This is a genomic window from Bacillus sp. FH (assembly GCF_052216825.1).
In the GTDB taxonomy this organism is placed as follows: Bacteria; Bacillota; Bacilli; order Bacillales; family Bacillaceae_G; genus Bacillus_A; species Bacillus_A paranthracis.
Genome location: NZ_JBQOUU010000005.1, coordinates 5001 through 27390, shown reverse-complemented (window position 1 = coordinate 27390; position 22390 = coordinate 5001). Strand labels below are relative to the sequence as shown.

Genomic DNA, 22390 nt, shown 5'->3' with positions numbered 1-22390 from the left:
ACGCATATGGATTCGATTTCATAAAGAAAGAGTTTTCTTAACATTTGTCATAATAAGTATATTTTTCATGATTCTGTTGTTAATTCCGTAATGTGGATGTAATAGGGGAGGGAATAAAAAAAGACTGCTGAGGAATCTCAGCAGTCTTTTTCATGTACATTACATTGAGAAGAAGATCCATACAGTTAAACCAACTGTTGCAGTTGCAACGAAGAAACTGTAAATCATAGTAAGAACTTGAACTCTTCCTTCTCCTTCTTTTAAATGCATGAACATAATTAATTGTAACAACGCTTGCGCAACAGCCATTATGATAATGGTAGTTAAGATCGTTGATAGTGGCAGGTTTGTATAAAGTGCCACGTATAACGCTAGAAACGTTAGTGCAAGCGATAAAATAAATCCGAAAACGTGTGACCAAGGGAATCCGCTATGCGCATGCCCGTTTGCTTGGTTGTTATTTTGACCCATTTACGCCACCATCCCGTTCAAGTAAACTAGTGTGTAAATAAAGACCCAAACTAAATCAAGGAAATGCCAGTATAAGCTGATAATGAATACTTTACGAGCTGTAACTGGTGTTAAACCTCGTTTTAAAATTTGGATAATAACACAAATTGCCCAAATGATACCGCCTGTTACGTGGGCTCCGTGCGTTCCAAGAAGAACGAAGAATCCAGATAGGAAAGCACTTGTTTGAATTGTTGCGCCTTCACCAATATACATAATGAACTCTTCGATCTCGAAGAATAGGAAGCCTGCACCTAAAAGTAATGTAAGGACGAACCATCCAAGCATTGCTTTTTGGTTGTGCTTACGCATTTCGTGAATCACGATACCACATGTGAAACTACTTGTTAAAAGTAATAATGTTTGAATTAAAAGCGTTTTAAGTTCAAACAGTTGTGCTGGTGTTGGGCCATCTGCCGTACGACCAGCAAGTACTAGATAAGAGGCGAAAAGTGTTGCGAACAGCATAATTTCAGCCCCAAGAAAAATCCAGAATCCTAGGATATTCAATCTGCTTTGTTCGGATTGATATTCCAAAGGTAAGCTTTTATCTAAAGCCGCCATATCATTTCACCTCTCATGCTACATGTTCTGATTTTTTAATTTCATCAACACTAATATAGTAACCTTCATCGTAATCGAATGAACGATAGATTAAGCAAGCTAAAATACCAATGCCGCCGATTGCTGCAAGCCAGAACCAGCTAAATACTAATGCGAAACCTGCAAGACCGAAGAATCCAGACGCAATAATAGGCACACCAGAGTTACTTGGCATGTGAATTGGTTTGATGTCTTCTGCTGCTGGTGTAACTGTTTCTCCGCGTTTTTTCATGTACCAGAAAGCATCAGCTTCTTTGATTTCAGGAAGTTTCGCGAAGTTGTAATGTTGTACAGGAGATTGAGTTGCCCATTCAAGTGTACGGCCGTCCCATGGATCTCCAGTTGTGTCACGTTCACCGTGACGAGCACTCCAAATTACGTTGTAGCAAAGAAGTAGGAAGCCGATACCCATCATTACCGCACCAACAGATGCGATTTGGTTTAGCCATCCCCATCCAAGACTTTCAGAGTAAGTGTACATACGACGAGTCATACCGTCTAAACCTAAGAAGTACATTGGGAAGAAACAGATGTTGAATCCGCTCATAAAGATCCAGAATGTCCATTTACCTAGGCGTTCATTTAACATATGACCAGTCATTTTTGGATACCAGAATGTGAATCCAGCAAGCATAGCGAATACTGTACCTGCGATTAATACGTAGTGGAAGTGAGCGATTAGGAAGTAGCTGTTATGGTACTGATAATCAGCTGCTGCCATACCAAGCATAACCCCTGTAACCCCACCGACTACGAAGTTTGGAATAAATGCCAATGACCAAAGCATTGGAACTGTAAAACGAATACGTCCTTTATACAGTGTAAACAACCAGTTAAAGATCTTAACCCCGGTTGGAATCGAAATCGCCATTGTCGAAATCGAGAAGAATGAGTTAACCGCTGGACCTGCACCCATCGTGAAGAAGTGGTGAAGCCATACGACGAAACTTAGTAAAGAAATTGCAACCATTGAGTATACCATCGCACTGTAACCGAATAGACGTTTACGTGAGAATGTACTAATGATTTCAGAGAAAATACCGAATGCCGGTAAAATAACGATATATACTTCAGGGTGACCCCATACCCAGAATAGGTTGGCCCATAACATTGGCATACCGCCGCTCGCCATCGTAAAGAAGTGAGCATCGAATAGACGGTCAAATGTCATTAATGCAAGAGCAACTGTTAATACTGGGAAAGCGAAAATAATGATAATCGTTGTAATTAAGATTGACCAAGTAAACATTGGCATTCTCATTAAAGTCATACCAGGTGTACGCATTTTTAAGATAGTAACAAGGAAGTTAATACCTGTCATTAACGTACCGAGACCTGAAATCTGTAATGCAATTGCGTAGTAGTTATTTCCTACACCAGAAGTAAACTCTGTACCTGCCATTGGGAAGTAAGAAGTCCACCCAGCGTCTGGAGAACCACCGATTACGAAAGCGATGTTGAATAACATTGCTCCGACAAAGAATAACCAGAAACTTAAAGCATTTAAGAACGGATATGCAACGTCACGAGCACCAATTTGTAATGGTACTACAAGGTTCATTAATCCCATAACGAATGGCATCGCCATGAAAAGAATCATAACTGTACCATGTGTTGTGAAGATTCCGTTATAGTGTTCAGCGTTTAAATAAGTTGTTTCAGGGAATGTTAACTGTGCACGGATCATTAAACCGTCCATACCACCACGGAATAACATAATAACCGCAGAGATAATATACATGGCCCCAATCTTTTTATGGTCAACAGTTGTTAACCATTCGTCCCAAAGCCATTTCCATTTTTTATACTTAGTTAGTACGAAAATGATTGCTAATGTCACAAGAACGATAGAAGCGTCTGCACCGTAAATAATCGGGTCACCTGTGACAAAGAATTCATCAAGCTTCACTGTGTTCACTCCAATCTGTTGGAATTATAGCTATTATTTTTTGTTTTTGTAGTAGTTGTAATCACAATATTCAAGTGATTTTGGATCTACATAACTTAAGTGATGGCTAGAGAATGTCATACGACCAACTACACCAGGTTTAACAATTTCGTTGTACTTATCTTCTGTTAGTTTAGGAGCAGTTTGTTGTACTTCTTTAACCCACTTGTCATATTTCTCTTTAGTTTTTGCTTCAACTTCGAACTCCATGTGAGTAAATCCTTCACCAGAGAAGTTCGCGCTACGACCTAGGTAAGAACCTGGTTTGTCAGCTTGTAAATAAAGGTCCATAATCATGCCATCCATTGTGTACTTCATACCACCAAGTTCTGGTACCCAGAAAGCATTCATTGGGCCGACAGAAGTCAGTTTGAATTGAATTGGTACACCAGCTGGGATGTTTAAATAGTTAACGGTTTCAATTTTTTCCTCTGGGTAACTGAATAACCATTTCCAGTTTGCAGATGTAACATAAATCTCCACTGGTTTAATATGTTTGGACTCTTTCGGAACCTCTTCCGAAGCATAAGTTGCTTTTACTGTTGGAATCGATAATGCGATAACGATAATAACAGGAACAAGCGTCCAAATGATTTCTAATAATGTGTTACCGTGTTGTTCAGGTGGCTCATAGTCCATATTCTCTGGTTTTTCACGATAACGAATCAAGATGACTGTAAACAAGATGAATACAATTGCGATAATTAATGACATAAGCAAGAATGACCAAACAATTAAATCATACTGTGCTTTTGCAACAGGTCCTTGCGGATTTAATACTGCGAGTTTTTTATCACAGCCACCGAGGAACAGAAGTAATGATAACGGAAGAAGCGAAGCCAACTTCCAAAACGCTTTCTTTAGTTGCACGATTGAAAATCTCCTTTCTCCTTGGATTGAAACTATGCCAATAAAACAATATAAACCTATTAATTTATAGAAGGCAATAGTTTTTGAGATATTGTTAAAAAATAGACACAAATGCACACTTTTTAAGGTGAATATCATTTGTAACTTGATTACATTGTAAACTATTTTCCAGAGAAAAATGCGATTGTGAAAATTTTAAGATAAATAAAGTTATACCAGGATACCCAAGAAATAGAAAAAAGCTATCTTATCATAAGAAAGATAGCTGAATATTTCGTATATTTAGTTTATTTCTTGTGAAATAGTCTGTTGTTGTTCAAATGTGACAATTTTTTTATATTTTACTTGATATAAAATGTAACAAATGACCATAAATGGAATGCCGCAATAAAGAGCGATTCTCTGATCTGGAATGAAAGCTAAACTAACAAATGTAATAAAATTGAGTGAGAACGCTACGATTGGAACGAGCGGATAAAGTGGTGTGCGATATTTTAAATCATTTATGTCACCACCGTTTTTCACGAAGTTTCTACGGAAGAAAAACTGTGAAGCCGCAATTGACATCCAAACGACAACAGCAGCCATTGCTGCGATAGATGTTAAAACTAAAAAGACAGTATCTGCTGCAAATACACTTGTTAATAGGGATAGACTTGCAAAGATTAGACTGAAAATCAATGCGTTTAGTGGTACACCTTTTTTAGTTAATTTCGTAAATGCTGGACTTGCCATTCCTTGTTTTGCCATCGCCCAAAGCATACGCGAATTTGCGTATAGACCAGAATTGGCTACGGATAATACAGCTGTAATAATAACAAAGTTCATAATGTCTGCTGCATATGGAACACCAGCTACATCAAATACAAGTACAAATGGACTTTCGACTAGATTAGCCTCTTGCCACGGGAGTAAACCTACAACAACTGATATTGCTAGGACGAAGAAGAATAGTGTGCGCCAAATGGTATTTTTGATTGCTTTAGGAATTGTTTTTTCAGGATTTTCACTTTCCCCTGAAGCAATTCCGATTAATTCTGTTCCTTGGAAGGAGTAATTTACTGTAATCATTGTAAGAAGAACAGCTAATGCACCATTTGGAAATAGGCCGCCATTTTCAGTGAAATTGTGAAGCATTGGAGCTGGTTTTCCGTTAAAGTCTAGTAGACCGAACATAACTGCACCACCGAGTACGATGAAAACAACAATAGTTGCGACTTTTACACTTGCGAACCAAAATTCTGCTTCTGCATATGCTTTTGCTGATAAAGCGTTTACAAGAAAGAGTGCTGCCGCAAATGTAACACACCAAATCCACGAAGAAACGTATGGAAACCATCGTTTCATTAAAATACTTACAGTTGTTAACTCTACTCCAACTGTAACAGCCCAATTTAACCAATACATCCAACCGACAACAAAACCAAAACCAGGTGAAATAAATTTGCTTGCATAGCTTTGGAATGAACCTGCTTCTGGCATAGCTACGGATAATTCACCAAGACATAACATCGTTAAATACATAACAAATCCACCGACTAAAAATGCAAGAATAGCACCACCAGGGCCGGCGTTATGGACGATTTGACCAGATCCCATAAATAGGCCAGTTCCGATAACACCACCAAGTGCAATCATAAATAGGTGTCTACTTTTCATTGTACGTTTTAAATCTGTTTGTTCTACTTGTTGATTCATATGCCCCTCACCCCGTTATTTTCTTATATGTGTTAACTGGTTTTCATTCTGAGTTTTTAATCATTAGTGGGGGATGTGACACATACTCAGTTTATTTGCTATGAAATGAATGGAGTATGTAAAAAAACGAACTATGACTAAATACTCTAAGAATGTGTTTATTAACAAGGTGATATCTTCACCATGTTAATAATTTTGATTTTAGCAAAATGTTGCTAAAAAGTATATTGTTTTTTCTTTTTATTAAAAATAATTAGAATTTTATAACGATGTAGTTGTGAACAATAATTCACAGAATCTTTCTAGCAAACTAGCAAGAAGAAAGGTACAATGGTAAGAGGTATGTCTGTAAAATAATAATTAATGGAGTTTTGTTTAAAATGAAAAAGTTAAAATATCTTTTTGTTTTTGGAATTATATTTGCTGCAGCGTTTTTTATAGGGAAAGATAAGATTATACAAAAGGCACAAGTGCTACGCTTAGATTTTCTATCTGAAATGAAAGAAGCGGCTATGATTGAAAATGTTCCGTTTATAAAACAGTTACCAGAATTACCTCGTGGATGTGAAGTGACAAGCTTAGCTATGTTGCTACAATATAAAGGTGTACAAGTAGATAAGATGCAGCTTGCTAGTGAAATTCAACGAGTTCCATTTGAACAAAATGGTTTGCGTGGAAATCCTTATGAGGGATTTGTTGGTAATATTTATACGAAAGCTGAACCAGGATATGGTGTATACAATAAACCAATCTTTAATTTAGCAGAAAAATATGTTTCTGAAAAAGTAATTAATTTAACAGATAGAGATGTGAAAGATCTATATAAGGTAATTAGTTCTGGTTCTCCAGTATGGGTTATTATTAATACGACGTTTAAGCCGCTAGCTGAAAGCAGTTTTGAAACATGGAATACAAGCTCTGGTGAAGTGAAAATTACATATTTTGAGCATAGTGTAGTAGTAGTTGGATACGATCAAAACTTTGTATATGTAAATGATCCTCTAAAAAATAATCCGCGTTTTGCTGTTCCACGAGCAGAGTTTGAGAAAGCGTGGGAGCAAATGGGGAAACAAGCGATTACTATTTTATAATAATGAAAAAGTCATCATTTCGATGGCTTTTTATTTTTAAATAATTATAATAGAAAATTCAGAAGATTCTTTTAAAAGTTAACAATTCACGTTATAATAACATTTAACTTGGTGAAGAAGGGGAGAAGAGAAATGGATGTAGCGAAGAAACTAGTTGTATCGAAAAATCAATTGATTGAGTGGAGAAGACATTTTCATAAGTATCCAGAGTTATCTTTTCAAGAAGAGAAAACATCGCAGTTTGTGTTCGATATATTTCGAGAAATTCCATGTTTAGAAGTATCAAGACCTACTAAATATAGTGTAATGGCAAGATTAATTGGTAAGCAGCCTGGTAAAACTATTGCGGTTCGTGCTGACATGGATGCTCTTCCTATTCATGAAGAAAATGAGTTTGACTTTATTTCTACATATCCGGGTGTAATGCATGCATGTGGCCATGATGGACATATAGCGATATTACTTGGAGTTGTACATAAGTTAGTAGAAGCAAGAGAGAAAATTAAAGGGGAGATTCGTTTTCTATTCCAACATGCTGAAGAAAACTTTCCTGGTGGTGCAGAGGAAATGGTTGCAGCGGGTGTAATGGAAGGGGTCGATTATATTATTGGTGCTCACCTTTGGGCATCGTTAGAGGTTGGAAAAGTAGGTGTAATTTATGGTCCCGCAATGGCTGCTCCAGATGTTTTTAAAATTATAATAGAAGGAAAAGGTGGACATGCTGGAATCCCTCATGAAACAGTTGATAGTATTGCAATTGGTACACAAGTGGTTTCGCAACTTCAGCAAATTGTCTCTCGCCTCACGAATCCGTTAGATTCTCTTGTAGTATCTGTTACGCAATTTCACGCTGGGACAACTCATAATGTGATTCCAGAACAAGCGGAGATTGAAGGGACAGTGCGGAGTTTAAGACATGAGTTGCGAGAGGAAACAGAGAAAAGAATTGAACAGATTGTAAAGCATGTGACGGAAGCTTACGGAGCGAAATATACGTTTTCTTATGAATATGGATATCGTCCCGTCGTAAATGATTATAAAGTTACAGAGATTATTGAGCAAACAGCATTACAGCTTTATGGAAGAGAACGAGTTACTCGTTTACAGCCGACCATGGCTGGAGAAGATTTTTCAGCGTTTTTACAAAAAGCACCAGGGACATTCTTTTTTATCGGAGCAGGAAACAAAGAGAAAGGAATTATATATCCTCACCATCATCCTCGTTTTACGATTGATGAAGATGCATTACCAATTGGCGTGCAAGTCTTTGTATCATCGATTATGAATTTCATAAGTAAAGGAGAATGAGATGAAGAAAATACACGTATTAGCGCTTATTCCAGTTTTTTGTTTAGTTGTTGGCCCCGTATTTGCTAATTCAGTTACTCCTTACATATTAGGGATGCCATTTTTATTATTTTGGATATTATTATCAGTGCTTATTACATCTCTTTGTATGGGGATTGTATACGTATTTGATCCTGCTAATAAGGGGGATGTAAAATGACCGCATTACTTATCATTATTTTATTTTTGTTTCTCGCACTATTTTTGGGAATTCGGGCGCAACATGGAAAAGATATGAATTTAGAGCAATGGTCAGTTGGAGGAAGAGGCTTTGGTACTATTTTTGTTTTTCTTCTTATGGCAGGTGAAATTTATACGACATTCACATTTTTAGGTGGAAGTGGATGGGCGTATAGTAAAGGAGCACCTACTTTTTATATTTTAGGTTATGGTGCGTTAGCTTATATTTTATCTTATTTTTTATTACCACCAGTTTGGAAGTATGCAAAAGAGCATAATCTAGTTTCGCAGCCAGATTTTTTTGTGAAGAAATATAAGAGTCAGGCACTTGGCCTTATCGTTTCTATCATTGGGGTTATTTCGATTATCCCATACCTTGTTTTACAGTTAAAAGGATTAGGAATTATCGTTTCGGAAGCGTCTTACGGAAGGGTATCACCAGTTATCGCAGTGTGGATTGGCGCAATTGTTATAACAATATATGTAATGGTTTCAGGTATACACGGCTCTGCTTGGACGGCCGCTTTGAAGGATATTATGATCCTGTTTATCGTTATGTTTTTAGGTATATATTTACCGTACCATTATTACGGAGGATTTCAGCCGATGTTTGAAGCTGTAGAAGCAGCAAAACCAGGATTTTTATCTTTACCTGATGAAGGAATGAGCATTTCTTGGTTTGTTTCTACTATTGTATTAACAGCTCTCGGTTTCTATATGTGGCCCCATACATTTGCCTCTGCTTTCTCTGCAAAAAATGAAAAAGTATTTCGTAAAAATGCGGCCATTATGCCACTGTACTCTTTAGTTTTACTTTTCGTGTTCTTTGCAGGGTTCGCAGCTATCTTGCAAGTTCCTGGATTAAAGGGAGGGGATGTAGACCTTTCGTTATTCCGTCTGGCTCTTCAAACTTTTGATCCTTGGTTTATTGGGGTTATTGGTAGTGCTGGAGTTTTAACGGCATTAGTTCCAGGTTCTATGCTTGTCATGGCCGCTTCTACATTATTAGCGAAAAATATTTACCGAACAATGGTCCCATCTGCCTCGGATCGACAAGTGGCAAAAGTAGCGAAATTATTTGTTCCTGTAGTAACGCTTGTAGCTGTTTTGTTTACTTTTAAAGGTGGAGAAACGATAGGGGCACTTCTTTTAATGGGATATAGTATAGTGACACAACTTTTCCCGGCACTTGTATGTAGTTTGTTTCCACGTCAGGTTATTACGAAGCAAGGAGCAATTGCAGGGATGGGGATTGGGTTGTTAGTGGTTGCGTATATTACTTTATCTGGTTCAACTATAGCTACGATGTTTCCGGGTTTCCCTCAATATATAAAAGATTTAAATGTAGGTATAGTTGCGTTATTAATAAATATGATTGTGATGTTTATCGTTAGCGGATTCACGAAAAATGTGTCTATAAAAGCAGACAATATAATAGTAGAAAAGTAATTCATATGCTAGAGCTATCTTTGACAAGAGATAGCTCTTTTTTTGTATATATTTTCTTCTATTAGCGGAATCTAACTAAAAACTTGTTGAAAAGGAAGTTAGGTGGGGGACTTGTTAGAGCTAAAAGGTAACTTATTTGAAGTTATGAAAGAAATTAGAGATGAGTTAGGTTCGCCGAATGATTTAACAATTAGGGAAGTTGCCCTTGCCGGTAGTTTTACACGCTGTGCTGTTGTCTTTTTATGTGGGTTAACAGATAAGGATAATGTTTATAAATATGTAGTTCGTACACTTCAATATGAAGAAATACAAAAAGACGAAGCTGTTGTTCAAACATTATTGGATCGCTTTATTTCTATTGCAGAAGTTGGTAAGAAGACAACGTTGCCGGATATTATAAATGCGATTTTAGCGGGAGATACAGTTATATTAATTGATAATATTCAAACCGCTATCGTAATTAATAGTAGGGCTTGGGAAAAAAGAAGTTTAGAACCGCCAGTAACAGAAGATTTAATACGTGGACCGAGAATTGGATTAAATGAAGATATTAACGTGAATAAAGTATTAATTCGCCGTAGTTTACGTGACCCAAAGCTGAGATTTCAATCTTATATTATGGGAAAGAGATCCCAAAAAGAAGTGACTTTAGTATATATAGAAGACATTATTAATCCTTACATTGTAAAAGAGCTAGATCGGCGTCTTCAATCCATAGTGACAGATGTCGTTTTTGAGACGGGTACAATTGAGCAATTAATTCAAGATAATAATTTGTCGCCGTTTCCGCAGTTTTTGAATACGGAAAGGCCTGATAATATTGTGGCCTCATTAACGAAAGGAAAGGCAGCTATTTTGGTGGATGGATCTCCCTTTGCCCTTATAGCTCCGCTAGTGTTTGTTGATATTTTTCAATCTGTGGAAGATCATTATGAGCGTTGGGTAATAGGGACTTTATTAAGAATTTTGCGGATGGGTTCTGGTATAGTTGCAATTTTAATGCCAGCGATGTATGTAGCGCTCGTCTCGTATCACCAAGGACTTATTCCTTCTAAATTGGCTTATTCGATTGCTGGAGCAAGAGAAGGTGTTCCTTTTCCTGCCTATATTGAAACGTTAATGATGGCATTAACGATGGAGTTAATACGAGAAGCAGGAATTAGGTTGCCGAAACCGATGGGACAAACAATTGGGATTGTAGGTGGTCTTGTAATTGGAGAGGCAGCGGTGAATGCAGGAATTGTAAATCCATTTTTAGTTATCATTATTGCGGTTACAGCTATTGCTACATTTTCACTTCCGGTGTATAGCATCACAATTACGTTTCGAATTTTACTTTTCGTCTTTGTATTAGCAGCAACGGCTTTTGGGTTGTATGGAATCATTCTAGCTCTTATTGCGCTTGCTGTTCATATTACAAATTTAACAAGTGTTGGTGTGCCGTATACAACTCCAATTGCTCCCGCATTCTATAAAGATTGGAAAGAAGAGCTTATTCGTTTGCCGAAATCAATGTTGAAAGAGAGACCGGAATATTTACAAACGAAGGATTCTACAATACGTCCAAAGGAGCGAGAATAATTGAAACCATTTGAGTATGGCGATGAAGAGATTGGATCTCGGGAAATTGGGTTTGCGGTATCTTCGACCATTATTGGTATAGGAGCATTGTCTATGCCAAGAGATATCGCTAACCAAACTTTATTTTCGGACGGTTGGATTATTTTGCTTTTGGGTGGATTGGTGTGTGCAGTTTTAGGTTGGTTTGTAACGAGGGTAGCTATTTTATTCCCGAAACAAAACTTTGTTCAATATACGAGTGCGCATTTGACAAAGCCTGTTGCATACACGATTAGCAGCGTTTTAGTATTAACGTTTGCTGCGTTGACAGCATATGAATCGCGAATGATTTCAATTATTTCCCAAACGTATTTGTTTAGTGATACACCAATACAACTACTGTCTTTCTTCTTCTTATTAGTTGTTATTTATGGAATAGCAGGATCTAGAGCAGCTTTATTAAGGTTAAATGTTCTATTTTTACCTATTGTTTTAATTGCGATAGTGCTTCTTTCTTTATTGAATATAAATTTAATGGAAATAAATAATTTACTACCAGCCTTTCAAACGGAAGTGAGTCAATATGCTGTTGGAGTTAAAAATTCTATTTTTACGTTTATTGGATTTGAAGTAGCTCTGTTTTATGCTGTGTTGCTGAATGATAAGGCGGCAAAAAAAGCACCAATGGCAGTTGCGAAAGCGGTAATGGTAAATGTGTTGTCGTACATTTTAATTTATGTAACTTGTATTAGTGTTTTTACGTATATGACAACTCGTGGATTGACGTACCCAACAATTGAATTAGGGAAAGAAATTGAAATTGGTGGAGGGTTTTTAGAAAGATTTGATGCAATTTTTTTTACAACTTGGATTATTACTATTTATAACACTACGGCCATGTATTATGATGTCGCATCATTATTATTTTGCGCTATGTTTCCCAAAGTGAAGAAACATATTTTCATTTTTGTAAGTGCCCCGATTATTTTTATGGTGAATATGATGCCTAGTAGTTTAAATGCTTTATCAAATTATGGAACTTATTTAGCTTGGATAGATATGGGGTTTGTCGTGTTAGCACCTTTGTTAGTTTTTATTGTATATAAAATAAGAAGAAGGAATGGTAGAAATGAAACACCTTCTTAAAATTATAATGCTTATGGTTTTAGTTGGATCTATCAGTGGGTGTTCTGAGCTAGAAGAAATAGAAGAAAGAGGATTTGTAGTAGGTGCAGCCTATGATATCGTGAAAAAAAAGAAATCGAATCCGATTATGAAAGGGACGTATCAGATGGTGCTTCCCAGTAAGCTAGCGCAACAAGGGGGACAAGGTGGTGGAGATAGTGAAAATTATATTAATGTGAGTGCGAAAGCAGATAGTGTCTTTGAGCAAATCCGAATTATTGCTAAAAAAATTAGTCGAACATTATTTTTTCCGCATATACAAGTGATTATTTTTTCGGAAGAATTACTGGCGAATCCGTATGTTTTGCAAAATACGTTAGATGTATATATTCGCGATCATGAAATGAGGAGAAATATTCGTTTGTTTGTTTCGAAGAAGAATGCCGAATCTATTTTAAAACAGAGTGCAAAACCTGAAAATTTACCGGCACAGTATATTGATATGTTAGCTGAACATCCTCCGAAAAATGCCCAAATGATTGAGGCTGCAAGAATTGGTGAGGTTCAGGAAAAGATGATTGCGAGCCGAAGCTTCGTATTACCTATTCTTGAATTAACAAAGCAAGGTGTACAAATGAACGGGGCAGCGTTGTTTCGTGGGAAGGATAATAAGTGTGTAGGTAGTTTGAATGGGGAAGAAACATTAGGAATGAATTATATAGTAGGTAAAAAAATTGGAGGTTTTTTTACTATCCGCAAAAAGAATCAACTTATTACATATGAAATTCATAAGTTGCGTCGGAAAATTAAAGTATCTACAACAAATGTTACAAAACCAAAGTTTAATATTCACTTATTTTTGGAAGGTACAATAGCTGAGTTACACTTTAGTGATCATAAAAAGGTCTTGAATGAAAAACGTTTAGAGAAGGATATTTCGAAGGAAATGGAGACGCGCATCCGAAAATCCGTTCAGCTTGTTCAAAAAAAATATAAGGTAGATGTATTAGAATTAGGGGAAGTGTATAAGCGGCATAATTATAAAGAGTGGAAAAAAATAAGTAAGAATTGGGATCAAGGTGAAAATTACTTTAGTGATGCTGAGGTTACTGTTCATGTTCATCCAACAATTGAACATACGGGTTCAGCTTTACCAAAAAGAGTAAAGTAAGGTGATGGAAGTTGTTTACTGGATTAGGAATTAGTTGCACAATATTAATGGCGATTCTTCCAGGCGCTATATACTTTATTCATAAGAAACTCACAACGTATGGAGCGCAGCCTTGGAATGCTGATGTGCAAAAAAAGAAACCTGAATGATTTCAGGTTTCTTTCGTGCAAAGCATATGTGAAGGGGGATACCTTCTATGTATGCTTTGCTTTATACAAGCCCTAACCAATGTACCAATTGTGTAGAGAGGAATGTCACAACGATGGCGATAACGGTAGGGATTGCAAATGATAAGAATGTCCATTTTGCACTTTTTGTTTCTTTATATATGTTAACCAGTGTCGTTCCACATGGGAAATGAAGAAGTGAGAACAACATTGTGTTTAACGCTGTTAACCAAGTCCAACCATTTTCTAAGAATAAATTTTTAATTTGATTAAAATCATCTATTTCAGTTAAAGCCCCGGTTGATAAGTAAGACATTAATAAAATCGGGATAACAATTTCATTCGCTGGTAGTCCAAGAATAAACGCAGCTAGAATAAAGCCGTCAAGTCCTAACATTTTAGCAAATGGATCTAGAAAATTTACAAAATACATAAGTAAGCTTGTGTCACCGATGAAAATATTAGCTAGTAACCAAGTTAATGCAGCCGCAGGGGCAGCTACAACAACAGCTCGTTTTAAAACATAAACTGATTTATCGAGTGTTGCGCGTACAATTGTATTCCAAACCTTTGGCTTACGGTACGGCGGTAACTCAAGTGTGTAGTGAGTTGGAACGCCTTTTAAAGCTGTTTTTGATAGTACCCAAGAAACAGTTAATGTCATAACGATACCAATTACAACCATTCCAACTACAACGCCGGCAGTAACAAGTGTTTGTATACTACCTGTATAACCAGCAGCCATAAATAATGAGGCCATTAAAATTAACATAGGCCAGCGACCGTTACAAGGTACGAAGTTATTTGTTAAGATTGCAAGCATACGTTCACGTGGTGATTCAATAATACGTGTTGACATAATAGCTGCAGCGTTACAACCAAAGCCCATTGCCATTGTTAAAGATTGTTTACCGTGTGCACCAGAGCGTTTGAATAAGCGGTCCATATTAAACGCAACGCGTGGTAAGTATCCATAGTTTTCTAATAGTGCAAACATAGGGAAAAAGATGGCCATAGGTGGTAACATAACGCTAATAACAGCGCCGATACCACGGAATAAACCAAGTATTAAAATGCCATGTAACCATTCAGGTGCGTGTGCTGCTTGGAACCAAGAAGTTAAATATCCTTCGGCCCATCCGAAAAACTCAGCAATCATATCAGATGGTACGTTAGCACCAGCGATTGTAAGATAAAAAATGATAGATAAAATACCGAGCATAATTGGGAATCCCCATATTGGAGATGTGAAAATTTTATCTAGTTTTTCAGAACGATATAATTTATCCGTATTTGTATATTGAACAGATTCTTTACAGATGCTTGCAGATGTTCGATAAATATCTCCGACAATATCATCTCGTATATCTTCTTTTGAAAGTGTTTGAGCGTGTTGAATAATATAGTCTAATGGAAGAGCTTTACTGGCTGAGTGAGATTCCATTGATTACGACCTCCCTTACAAGTGGTTCGTTATGCTGTTTTTCAAGTGCAGTTAAGAAATTTTTATCTCCATCTAATATACGTAATGCAATCCAACGTGCTGGATACGTATCACCGAATACTTTATAAATTTGTGGTTCTAATTCTCGAATCATATTTTCAATTTTTTCACTATAAGTAACTTTAATTGGTGCTGGAATTAGCTTTTTATTTGCTACTTTAGCAATGACATTTAGTAAATGACCGATGCCTACTCGGTTACGAGCGGAAATCTTAACTACAGGTACACCAAGTGATTTTGCTAATTTTTTTTCATCGATAACGATGCCTTTTTTCTCAGCTTCATCAATTAAGTTAATACAAATGACTACGTTACTCGTCATTTCCATCACTTGAAGTGCTAAATTTAAATTTCTTTCCATTGCTGTTGCATCTACAACAACTACAGTTACTTCTGGTTTTTCAAATATAATATAATCCCTTGCTACTTCTTCATCCGCAGAATTTGAATATAGTGAGTAAGTCCCAGGTAAATCTATTAATGTATATTTACTACCGTTATGTTCATATTCTCCTTCAGCTTTTAAAACAGTTTTTCCCGTCCAGTTTCCAGTATGTTGTTTTAAACCTGTTAAAGTATTAAATAATGTACTTTTCCCGGTATTTGGGTTGCCAGCTAAAGCAATGCGATATTTGCTCATCTGAAATCATCTCCTATTAATACCCCGAAAATAAGGGAACTTTCTTCCTTGCGTAGTGCGATAGTTGTGTTGCTTACTTGATAAGCGACCGGATCTCCAAGTGGGCTGCGTTGTAATACTTTAATTGTTGCGCCGGGGATAAATCCTAAATCTAATAAACGTCGTTTCATAGTTCCTTCTAATTGTATCTTCTCAATTTGTACAAACTCTCCAGTCTTAAATTCGGAAAGTGGTTTTTTATTAGCCGATACCATAAAAGTTACCTCATCTCTATATTGTTAGTTTAAGTTTAAAAAGTTTCCTTAGGTAAACTTTTTGTTAGTAATATAGTAGACTACATTGGATGATGCTGTCAATTGGTACTTTAAAAATATTCATTTATTTTTAGAATTGTTCCAATTTATTTAGTTGTACTAAAAAATATTACTGAAATTCTGTGTAATGTACATAAATTAGGCGCGTAAAAGTAACAAAATACAACGGAATTGTAAATGTAACTTTAACTAAAAGGAAAAAAGAGTGAAAAATATTTACATTGAATTTACATTGTTAAGAATAAATTTACATTGCAGCCTAATTAGTGTGGATTTTGTTGGGTTCTTCAACTATAAATGTTGGGATTCCTAGTTTTTAAGGGGTATTATCGTCATTTACTTAAAATTAAAAATTGCTTAACACTCACATAATATTATTGTCCTACAATGAATTTGTGTTCGAAAGAAGTAGATAAATGTGAAAAGTGATAATCCAAATGGGGGTACAAGACATGGTCATGAAAAAGGGTATTAAATTTTCTTTAGCAGCTTTAGTGGTAGCGGGTTCATTAGTGGGATGTGGAAAAGCAGAAGAGACGTCAGGTAAAGATGCTAAAGGAAGCGATAATGCAAAACAAGAATTGTCAGGTACGATAGCAGCTGCAGGATCTACAGCACTTCAACCTCTTGCAGAGGAAAGCTGGAAAGAAATTTATGGAGAAAAATTCAAACGTTTCTATTCAAGTGCAAGGTGGCGGTAGTGGAACTGGAATTAACCAAGTAGCTTCTGGTGCGGTCCAAATTGGTAACTCAGATGTTCCATCTGCAGATAAAATAAAAGATGCTGATAAGGCGAAAGAATTAGTAGATAACAAGGTAGCGGGTATTGCATTCGCACTTGTCGTAAATAAAGATGTAAAAGTTGATAATTTAACAGTACAACAAGTACAAGATATCTTCACTGGAAAAGTAACAAACTGGAAAGAGGTAGGCGGGAAAGATGAAAAAATTAACGTAATTAACCGTCCAGCTTCTTCTGGTACACGTGCTACATTTGAAAAAACAATTATGAAAGACGCGAAAATTAATGATGGAACTGGTACTACACAAGATTCTAACGGTGCAGTAGAACAAGCGATTAACTCTACTCCAGGTTCAGTAAGTTATTTAGCAATGTCTTACATGGTTGGCGAGAAAAAAGGTGCGCTACAAACAGTGAAAATTGATGGTGCTGAACCAAAAGTTGAAAACATTGCGTCTGGTAAATATCCATTCTGGTCTTACGAGTACATGGTAACGAAAGGTGAGGCAAAAGAAGCAACAAAAGCTTACATTGACTATGTAAAAGGTAAAGATTTTGAAAAGCAAGTAGAAGATATGGGTTATATTCCAATGTCTAAATTAAATAAGTAATAAAATTTATGGGGCTGGCTGCAAGGCCAGTCCTGTTCATTTCAATTTATGAAGTGGGGTCTGTCCTGTGATGAAGGGGAAAAAACAAATTAATTACGTGAAAAGTGAATATATAGGAAGATCACTTGTTACGTTTTGTGGTATTTTTATTGTTTTAGTTACATTAGCTATTATTGCATTTATTTGCGGTAAAGGAATTCAATCATTTACGCAAAGTGGTATCTCGTTTACTGAAATGTTAACATCGACAAAATGGAGTCCAAATGCTGATGAGGGAACTTTCGGGGCTGTAATTTTTATTGTAGGTTCAACGGTGGTTTCGTTAGGTGCGGTTATTATTAGTGCGCCAATTGCTATAGCTCTTGCTATATTCATGAATTTAATTTCGCCGAAGTTTGGAAATAAAGTATTGAAGCCTGTTTTAGAATTATTAGTTGGTATTCCTTCGGTTGTATACGGATTATTAGGGGTTACAATTTTAGTACCGCTATTACGTGATTCGTTTGGAGGAGTGGGCTTTAGTTTAATTGCAGGTATTGTTGTATTAAGTATAATGATTTTGCCTACTATTGCTAGTATCGCTTCTGATGCAATACGCTCTGTTCCATTTGATTATTTAGAAGCTTCTTATGGTTTAGGATCAACGAAATGGCAAGCGATTAGCCGAGTGATTGTTCCTGCTGCGAAAAAGGGGATTTTAACAGGTATTGTTTTAGGTTTAGCGCGTGCTTTTGGTGAAGCATTAGCGGTTCAAATGGTAATTGGGAATACGGTTAAATTACCAGAAGGAATATATAGCCCGACAGCAACGTTAACTGGTATTTTGACAATGGACATGACAAATACATTAAACGGAACTGCTTGGAACAATGCGCTATGGACTTTAGCAATGATTTTACTTGTTATTTCATTCCTGTTTATTTTAGTAATTCGAGCAATTGGGCAAAGAGGTGAGCGATAATAATGAATGCAAGAACGGTAAATAAAGTTTGGACAGGTATCTTTTATGCGGTTGCGGCTTTAGTTGTAGCTTTACTAGTGTTCTTAGTGTTTGAGATTTTACAAAAGGGATGGGGTTTTTGGGATCCTAATTTCTTGTTTGGAGAACCAAGTAATACAAGAGCTGGTGGTGGGATTGGTCCGCAGTTATTCAATTCTTTCTATATGCTTGTTATAACGCTTATTATATCTATTCCTCTCGGATTAGGCGCTGGAATATATTTAGCAGAGTATGCAAAACAAGGACGTTTTTTAAACTTTGTCCGTTTATGTATTGAGACAATGGCATCTTTACCTTCTATTGTTGTTGGTTTATTCGGTTTGTTAGTGTTCGTTACAATGACAGGATGGGGATACACAGTAATGGGTGGTGCCCTTGCTTTAACAATTTTAAACTTGCCAGGTTTAACTCGTGTTTGTGAAAATGCGATTTCAGAGGTTCCTTCTAATGTGAAAGAGGCGAGTCTTGGATTAGGTGCAACAAAGTGGCAAACGATCACTCGTATTATTATTCCGTCGTCACTACCACAAATTATTACAGGTGTTATTTTAGCGGCAGGTCGTATATTTGGTGAAGCGGCGGCATTAATTTATACAGCGGGTTTAACATCTCCAATTTTAAATTCAGCAGCGGACTTCTCAAGTCCTGCTCATCCTTTAAACCCATTTAGACCAGCTGAAACGTTAGCGGTTCACATTTGGAAGTTAAATTCTGAAGGAATTATTCCGGATGCGAAGTTAATTGCGACAAAGTCTGCAGCTGTATTAATTATTATGGTATTGCTATTCAATGTTATTTCACGCTTAGTAGCATCTATATTGCACAAACGTTTTACAGGAGCGAAAAGAAAAAGTAAAACGACGAAGAAGGTAAAAGCGGCATAAGTTATAAAGAAGAACTCTCTATTTATAAGTAGGGAGTTCTTTTTGCGTTTTAATATAGAAGGAAAAGGTATAGCGATTGTTGAATTTGTAATTCGTTATATAGATAAAGTGAAATTTTAAACAGTGGGGTTTTACTGCTCACAAATAGTGGGATAAAAAGATGAAAATGAGGGAGTGGGTTTAATTTGTTTTTTCTGCAAATGTCAGGTTTTCCAGGATCGGGAAAATCTACAGTTTCTAAGTATATAGGGGAGTTAACAGGTGCTATAATTGTAGATCATGACGTTTTGAAATCAGCATTGTTAAGATCGCTAGAAGTGAAAGGTATTGAATCAACGATTATTGGTGGACTTGCGTATGATGCTGAATGGGCATTGATTGATTCATATTTAGAACAAGGACATAGTGTGATATTGGATAGTCCATGTCTATATAAAGGGATGGTTGAAAAAGGAATTAAGCTGTCTAATAAACATGGTGTGAAATATAAATATATTGAGTGTTATCTGAATGATATGGAAGAGATTAATATGAGACTACAAACACGTAAGCGTCTGGTCAGTCAAATTGAAAAGGTAGAGTCGGAAGTAGCTTTTAAAAAGTGGTTAAATGGTAGTAAAAGACCTCTAAATAGTGAATATCTTATTGTGAATTCTAGTGAACCTCTAGAGCGGTATGCAGAAAAAATGATGGATTATATGAGTAGGTAGAGAAAAAGCGTTATCTTCATTCGTGAAGATAACGCTTTTTCGTTTAAATATCAGGTGTTTCTGTAGAAGTATTTATTTTTCTACGAGAGCGTCTTTTTCTCCCGATTTTATCTAATAGTTCATACATTACAGGAACGACTACTAATGTAAGGACAGTTGAGACTGCTAAACCGCCGATGACAACGACTGCCAAGCTTTTCGATACCATACTTCCTGCTTGTGATTGACCAAATAGGAGTGGTAGCATAGCGACGATTGTTGTAATAGCTGTCATAATAATTGGGCGTAATCTAGTGGAACCTGCTTCAAGTAAGGCCTCTCTTGTTTCCATACCGTGTTCTCGGTTTTGTTGTACTCTTTCTATTAATACGATAGCGTTTGTAACGACAATCCCGATTAACATTAATGCGCCAATCAAGGAATTTACATCAACTGGTGTTCCTGAAATGATTAATCCTAAAATACCGCCGACAGCAGCTAATGGCAAGGAGAACAAGATTGCAAAAGGAGCACGCGCCTGTCCAAAGGTAATAACCATAATTAAATATACAATCCCGATTGCAATCCCCATAATCTTGAATAAATCTGTGAAGTTCTCTTGCATAGATTCAGTGGCGCCTGCGATATTTACTTTGGCTCCGCTAGGTAAATCTAAGTCGGCTATCGCTTTGTTCACTTCTGCGCTTACCTTACTTAAATCTTCATTTGAAGCTTCTGCGGTAATTTGAATGGTTTCTTTTCCATCTTTATGGAAGATTTCTGTTTGAAGTTGCTTTTCTGAAATAGTTGCAATGTCTTTTAAAGGAATTGGTCCATTAATAGGTGATAGTATGTTTGTGTTTAAAATGTCTTCTTGTTTCGTAATGCTTTCTTTTTTATGTTCTATCATAATAGTAGTTTTTTCGTTATTGATTGAAACTTCACCAATAGGTGATTTCTTCATAAGGAATGCTACTTGTTGAGCTGCTAATTCTGGTGTTAATCCTAGTTGTTCGGCCTTTGTTTGATCAACATGGATTTGCCATTCTTTCTTAGAGTCTTCTAAATTCGTTTTTACTTTAGAAAGATCATCCATATCTTTTAGTTTTGTTTCGACGATAGTAGCAGCCTTTTTTAAATTCGTTTCGTTAGTGGCTGTTACGTTGAATTGCAAATTATTGCCGCCGCCAGAGCTTGAATAACTCGTTTTTATATAATCAAGTTCAGCGGGTTCAAAAGCGTTATGTTCTTTTTTTAACTCTTTAATATATTGATCAATATCAGAGCCTTTCTTGAAGACTACAAATATACTGGCAAGATTATTTTTCGTCGTTTGCCCCCATTGTGCATCTTCTGCGCTAGATCCCATTCGTAAAATAACATCCGTTACATCTGAATTGGAAAGTAGCTTCTTTTCGAAATCAAAGGCTTTTTGTTTTTGTGTTTCAGGAGCGTAATCAGCTGGGAAAGTCATATTAATAGATAACATTGTGTCGTCTTCAGATTTTATATTCGCTTTCGGTAGTAATACATATGCAGCAATCGATCCTGCGAATAATAAAAAAGAAGTAAGTAGAATAATGAATTTATGCGAAAGAGCCCACTTTAATGTAGCCGTATATCGTGGTGAAGAACTTGGCTTTTTGTGTTTTGTTTTTTTGAGTAGTAAAAAAGCCATAAGTGGAACAACTGTTAGTGCAACGATTAAGGACGATAGTATAGAATATACGACCGCTAATACCATAGGTAACATTAATTTTCCGATTACTCCTGATACGAGGCCGATAGGTAGAAAAACAGCAACCGTTGTTAAGGTGGAAGAAGTAATTGCGACGGCGACCTCTTTCGTTGCATCGAGAATAATATCTTTAGAGAAAGATTCCTTTTGTAACCGGCGGAAAATATTCTCAATGACAACGATGCTATCATCGACGAGACGTCCAACTGCAACGGCTAAACCACCAAGTGTTAGAGTGTTAAGTGTGATGTTAGATTGGTGTAGTAAAAAGAGTGTTAATAAAATAGATAATGGAATACTGACAACAGCGATGAGTGTCGTTCGGAAATTGCGTAAAAAGATTAAGATAATTAGAGTTGCAGCAATTGCTCCAAGGATTACTTCTTTTCCCATGCTAGTAACAGCATTTTCAACTTGTTCATGAGTTGATGCTAAAAGTTTAATAGAAAACTGATCTTTATATTGTTTACTTATATCTTTAATTTTTTTATCGATTTCTTTTCCAATTGCAACTGCGTTTTTACTTGGCTCTTTCATGATGATTAATCC

At 36.4% G+C, this 22390-nt stretch carries 20 protein-coding genes and 1 pseudogene (1 of these 21 running past the window's edge); 12 read left to right on the top strand and 9 right to left on the bottom strand.

Annotation, left to right across the window (positions count from 1 at the left end; all coding sequences use genetic code 11):
* Nucleotides 1-159 precede the first annotated feature (159 nt).
* From qoxD to ACTT1L_RS14245, 5 genes are all read right to left on the bottom strand, one after another.
* Nucleotides 160-471 (bottom strand): cytochrome aa3 quinol oxidase subunit IV, encoded by a 312-nt coding sequence (gene qoxD, locus ACTT1L_RS14265; protein WP_000531380.1) that lies wholly within the window; start codon nt 469-471, stop codon nt 160-162.
* Nucleotides 472-1074: a cytochrome aa3 quinol oxidase subunit III gene (gene qoxC, locus ACTT1L_RS14260; RefSeq protein ID WP_000729317.1), complete on the bottom strand. Its 603-nt coding sequence runs from the start codon at nt 1072-1074 to the stop codon at nt 472-474.
* A 13-nt stretch (nt 1075-1087) separates the two neighbouring features.
* Entirely contained in the window at nt 1088-3022 is a 1935-nt protein-coding gene (gene qoxB, locus ACTT1L_RS14255) for a cytochrome aa3 quinol oxidase subunit I (protein WP_000762372.1), read from the bottom strand.
* Between the two features lie 33 nt (nt 3023-3055).
* The gene (locus ACTT1L_RS14250) at nt 3056-3931 is read right to left on the bottom strand and encodes a cytochrome aa3 quinol oxidase subunit II (protein ID WP_001176167.1); all 876 of its coding nucleotides are present in this window, start codon (nt 3929-3931) and stop codon (nt 3056-3058) included.
* Between the two features lie 282 nt (nt 3932-4213).
* Complete coding sequence (locus ACTT1L_RS14245) at nt 4214-5629, bottom strand: amino acid permease (RefSeq protein WP_071742037.1); 1416 nt, start codon at nt 5627-5629, stop codon at nt 4214-4216.
* Nucleotides 5630-6009: 380 nt separating this feature from the next.
* On the opposite strand from ACTT1L_RS14245, the gene ACTT1L_RS14240 reads away from it, so the two are divergent.
* The 8 genes from ACTT1L_RS14240 to ACTT1L_RS14205 all read left to right on the top strand — a co-directional run bounded on the left by ACTT1L_RS14240 (nt 6010) and on the right by ACTT1L_RS14205 (nt 13701).
* Nucleotides 6010-6720: a C39 family peptidase gene (locus ACTT1L_RS14240; RefSeq protein ID WP_076874448.1), complete on the top strand. Its 711-nt coding sequence runs from the start codon at nt 6010-6012 to the stop codon at nt 6718-6720.
* 132 nt (nt 6721-6852) lie between these two features.
* Entirely contained in the window at nt 6853-8028 is a 1176-nt protein-coding gene (locus tag ACTT1L_RS14235; RefSeq protein WP_442821973.1) for an amidohydrolase, read from the top strand.
* Nucleotide 8029: 1 nt separating this feature from the next.
* Entirely contained in the window at nt 8030-8227 is a 198-nt protein-coding gene (locus ACTT1L_RS14230) for a DUF3311 domain-containing protein (RefSeq protein ID WP_000719858.1), read from the top strand.
* Complete coding sequence (locus tag ACTT1L_RS14225) at nt 8224-9696, top strand: sodium:solute symporter family protein (RefSeq protein ID WP_048552835.1); 1473 nt, start codon at nt 8224-8226, stop codon at nt 9694-9696. Before ACTT1L_RS14230 ends, ACTT1L_RS14225 begins: the two co-directional genes overlap by 4 nt.
* Nucleotides 9697-9798: 102 nt before the next feature.
* The gene (gene gerLA, locus ACTT1L_RS14220; protein ID WP_001996708.1) at nt 9799-11277 is read left to right on the top strand and encodes a spore germination protein GerLA; all 1479 of its coding nucleotides are present in this window, start codon (nt 9799-9801) and stop codon (nt 11275-11277) included.
* Entirely contained in the window at nt 11278-12402 is a 1125-nt protein-coding gene (gene gerLB / locus ACTT1L_RS14215; RefSeq protein ID WP_000802025.1) for a spore germination protein GerLB, read from the top strand.
* Nucleotides 12386-13552, top strand: coding sequence for a Ger(x)C family spore germination protein (locus ACTT1L_RS14210; protein ID WP_000681624.1), 1167 nt, complete (start codon nt 12386-12388; stop codon nt 13550-13552). Before gerLB ends, ACTT1L_RS14210 begins: the two co-directional genes overlap by 17 nt.
* A gap of 11 nt (nt 13553-13563) precedes the next feature.
* The gene (locus tag ACTT1L_RS14205; protein ID WP_071742034.1) at nt 13564-13701 is read left to right on the top strand and encodes a hypothetical protein; all 138 of its coding nucleotides are present in this window, start codon (nt 13564-13566) and stop codon (nt 13699-13701) included.
* 61 nt (nt 13702-13762) lie between these two features.
* Here ACTT1L_RS14205 and ACTT1L_RS14200 read toward each other — a convergent pair whose 3' ends face one another.
* Genes ACTT1L_RS14200 through ACTT1L_RS14190 form a run of 3 tightly spaced genes read right to left on the bottom strand, consistent with a single transcriptional unit; the run spans nt 13763 to nt 16117 of the window.
* Nucleotides 13763-15163, bottom strand: a complete 1401-nt coding sequence (locus ACTT1L_RS14200) for a nucleoside recognition domain-containing protein (protein ID WP_000443598.1) — start codon at nt 15161-15163, stop codon at nt 13763-13765.
* A complete protein-coding gene (locus ACTT1L_RS14195) occupies nt 15141-15863 on the bottom strand; it encodes a FeoB small GTPase domain-containing protein (RefSeq protein ID WP_442821972.1) in 723 nt (240 codons plus the stop codon). The genes ACTT1L_RS14200 and ACTT1L_RS14195 overlap by 23 nt, the downstream gene beginning before the upstream one ends.
* Nucleotides 15860-16117 carry a FeoA family protein gene (locus ACTT1L_RS14190; RefSeq protein WP_000252986.1) on the bottom strand — a complete coding sequence of 86 codons (258 nt, stop codon included), beginning with the start codon at nt 16115-16117 and terminating at the stop codon, nt 15860-15862. The genes ACTT1L_RS14195 and ACTT1L_RS14190 overlap by 4 nt, the downstream gene beginning before the upstream one ends.
* 512 nt (nt 16118-16629) lie before the next feature.
* Between ACTT1L_RS14190 and ACTT1L_RS14185 the strand changes: the two are divergent.
* From ACTT1L_RS14185 to ACTT1L_RS14170, 4 genes and pseudogenes are all read left to right on the top strand, one after another.
* Nucleotides 16630-17530: pseudogene (locus tag ACTT1L_RS14185) on the top strand (phosphate ABC transporter substrate-binding protein PstS).
* A 70-nt stretch (nt 17531-17600) separates the two neighbouring features.
* Complete coding sequence (gene pstC / locus ACTT1L_RS14180; RefSeq protein WP_000676680.1) at nt 17601-18491, top strand: phosphate ABC transporter permease subunit PstC; 891 nt, start codon at nt 17601-17603, stop codon at nt 18489-18491.
* A 2-nt stretch (nt 18492-18493) separates the two neighbouring features.
* On the top strand, nt 18494-19414 hold the full coding sequence (gene pstA, locus ACTT1L_RS14175) for a phosphate ABC transporter permease PstA (RefSeq protein WP_000994142.1): 921 nt from the start codon (nt 18494-18496) through the stop codon (nt 19412-19414).
* A gap of 185 nt (nt 19415-19599) precedes the next feature.
* A complete protein-coding gene (locus ACTT1L_RS14170; protein WP_000465770.1) occupies nt 19600-20124 on the top strand; it encodes an AAA family ATPase in 525 nt (174 codons plus the stop codon).
* A gap of 43 nt (nt 20125-20167) precedes the next feature.
* Here the strand turns inward: ACTT1L_RS14170 and ACTT1L_RS14165 are convergent, their stop codons facing one another.
* A protein-coding gene (locus ACTT1L_RS14165; protein WP_442821971.1) for an efflux RND transporter permease subunit crosses the window boundary here: on the bottom strand, nt 20168-22390 show its 3' portion. The gene runs 822 nt beyond the window's last position; 2223 of the gene's 3045 nt are visible here — the last part of the coding sequence; its start codon lies beyond the right edge, outside the window; its stop codon occupies nt 20168-20170.

Bases quoted from the DNA above. Each gene is read 5' to 3' on its own strand.
- qoxD (WP_000531380.1), bottom strand. From the start codon at position 471: ATGGGTCAAAATAACAACCAAGCAAACGGGCATGCGCATAGCGGATTC.
- qoxC (WP_000729317.1), bottom strand. From the start codon at position 1,074: ATGGCGGCTTTAGATAAAAGCTTACCTTTGGAATATCAATCCGAACAA.
- ACTT1L_RS14245 (WP_071742037.1), bottom strand. From the start codon at position 5,629: ATGAATCAACAAGTAGAACAAACAGATTTAAAACGTACAATGAAAAGT.
- ACTT1L_RS14240 (WP_076874448.1), top strand. From the start codon at position 6,010: ATGAAAAAGTTAAAATATCTTTTTGTTTTTGGAATTATATTTGCTGCA.
- ACTT1L_RS14235 (WP_442821973.1), top strand. From the start codon at position 6,853: ATGGATGTAGCGAAGAAACTAGTTGTATCGAAAAATCAATTGATTGAG.
- ACTT1L_RS14230 (WP_000719858.1), top strand. From the start codon at position 8,030: ATGAAGAAAATACACGTATTAGCGCTTATTCCAGTTTTTTGTTTAGTT.
- ACTT1L_RS14225 (WP_048552835.1), top strand. From the start codon at position 8,224: ATGACCGCATTACTTATCATTATTTTATTTTTGTTTCTCGCACTATTT.
- ACTT1L_RS14210 (WP_000681624.1), top strand. From the start codon at position 12,386: ATGAAACACCTTCTTAAAATTATAATGCTTATGGTTTTAGTTGGATCT.
- ACTT1L_RS14200 (WP_000443598.1), bottom strand. From the start codon at position 15,163: ATGGAATCTCACTCAGCCAGTAAAGCTCTTCCATTAGACTATATTATT.
- ACTT1L_RS14195 (WP_442821972.1), bottom strand. From the start codon at position 15,863: ATGAGCAAATATCGCATTGCTTTAGCTGGCAACCCAAATACCGGGAAA.
- ACTT1L_RS14190 (WP_000252986.1), bottom strand. From the start codon at position 16,117: ATGGTATCGGCTAATAAAAAACCACTTTCCGAATTTAAGACTGGAGAG.
- pstC (WP_000676680.1), top strand. From the start codon at position 17,601: ATGAAGGGGAAAAAACAAATTAATTACGTGAAAAGTGAATATATAGGA.
- pstA (WP_000994142.1), top strand. From the start codon at position 18,494: ATGAATGCAAGAACGGTAAATAAAGTTTGGACAGGTATCTTTTATGCG.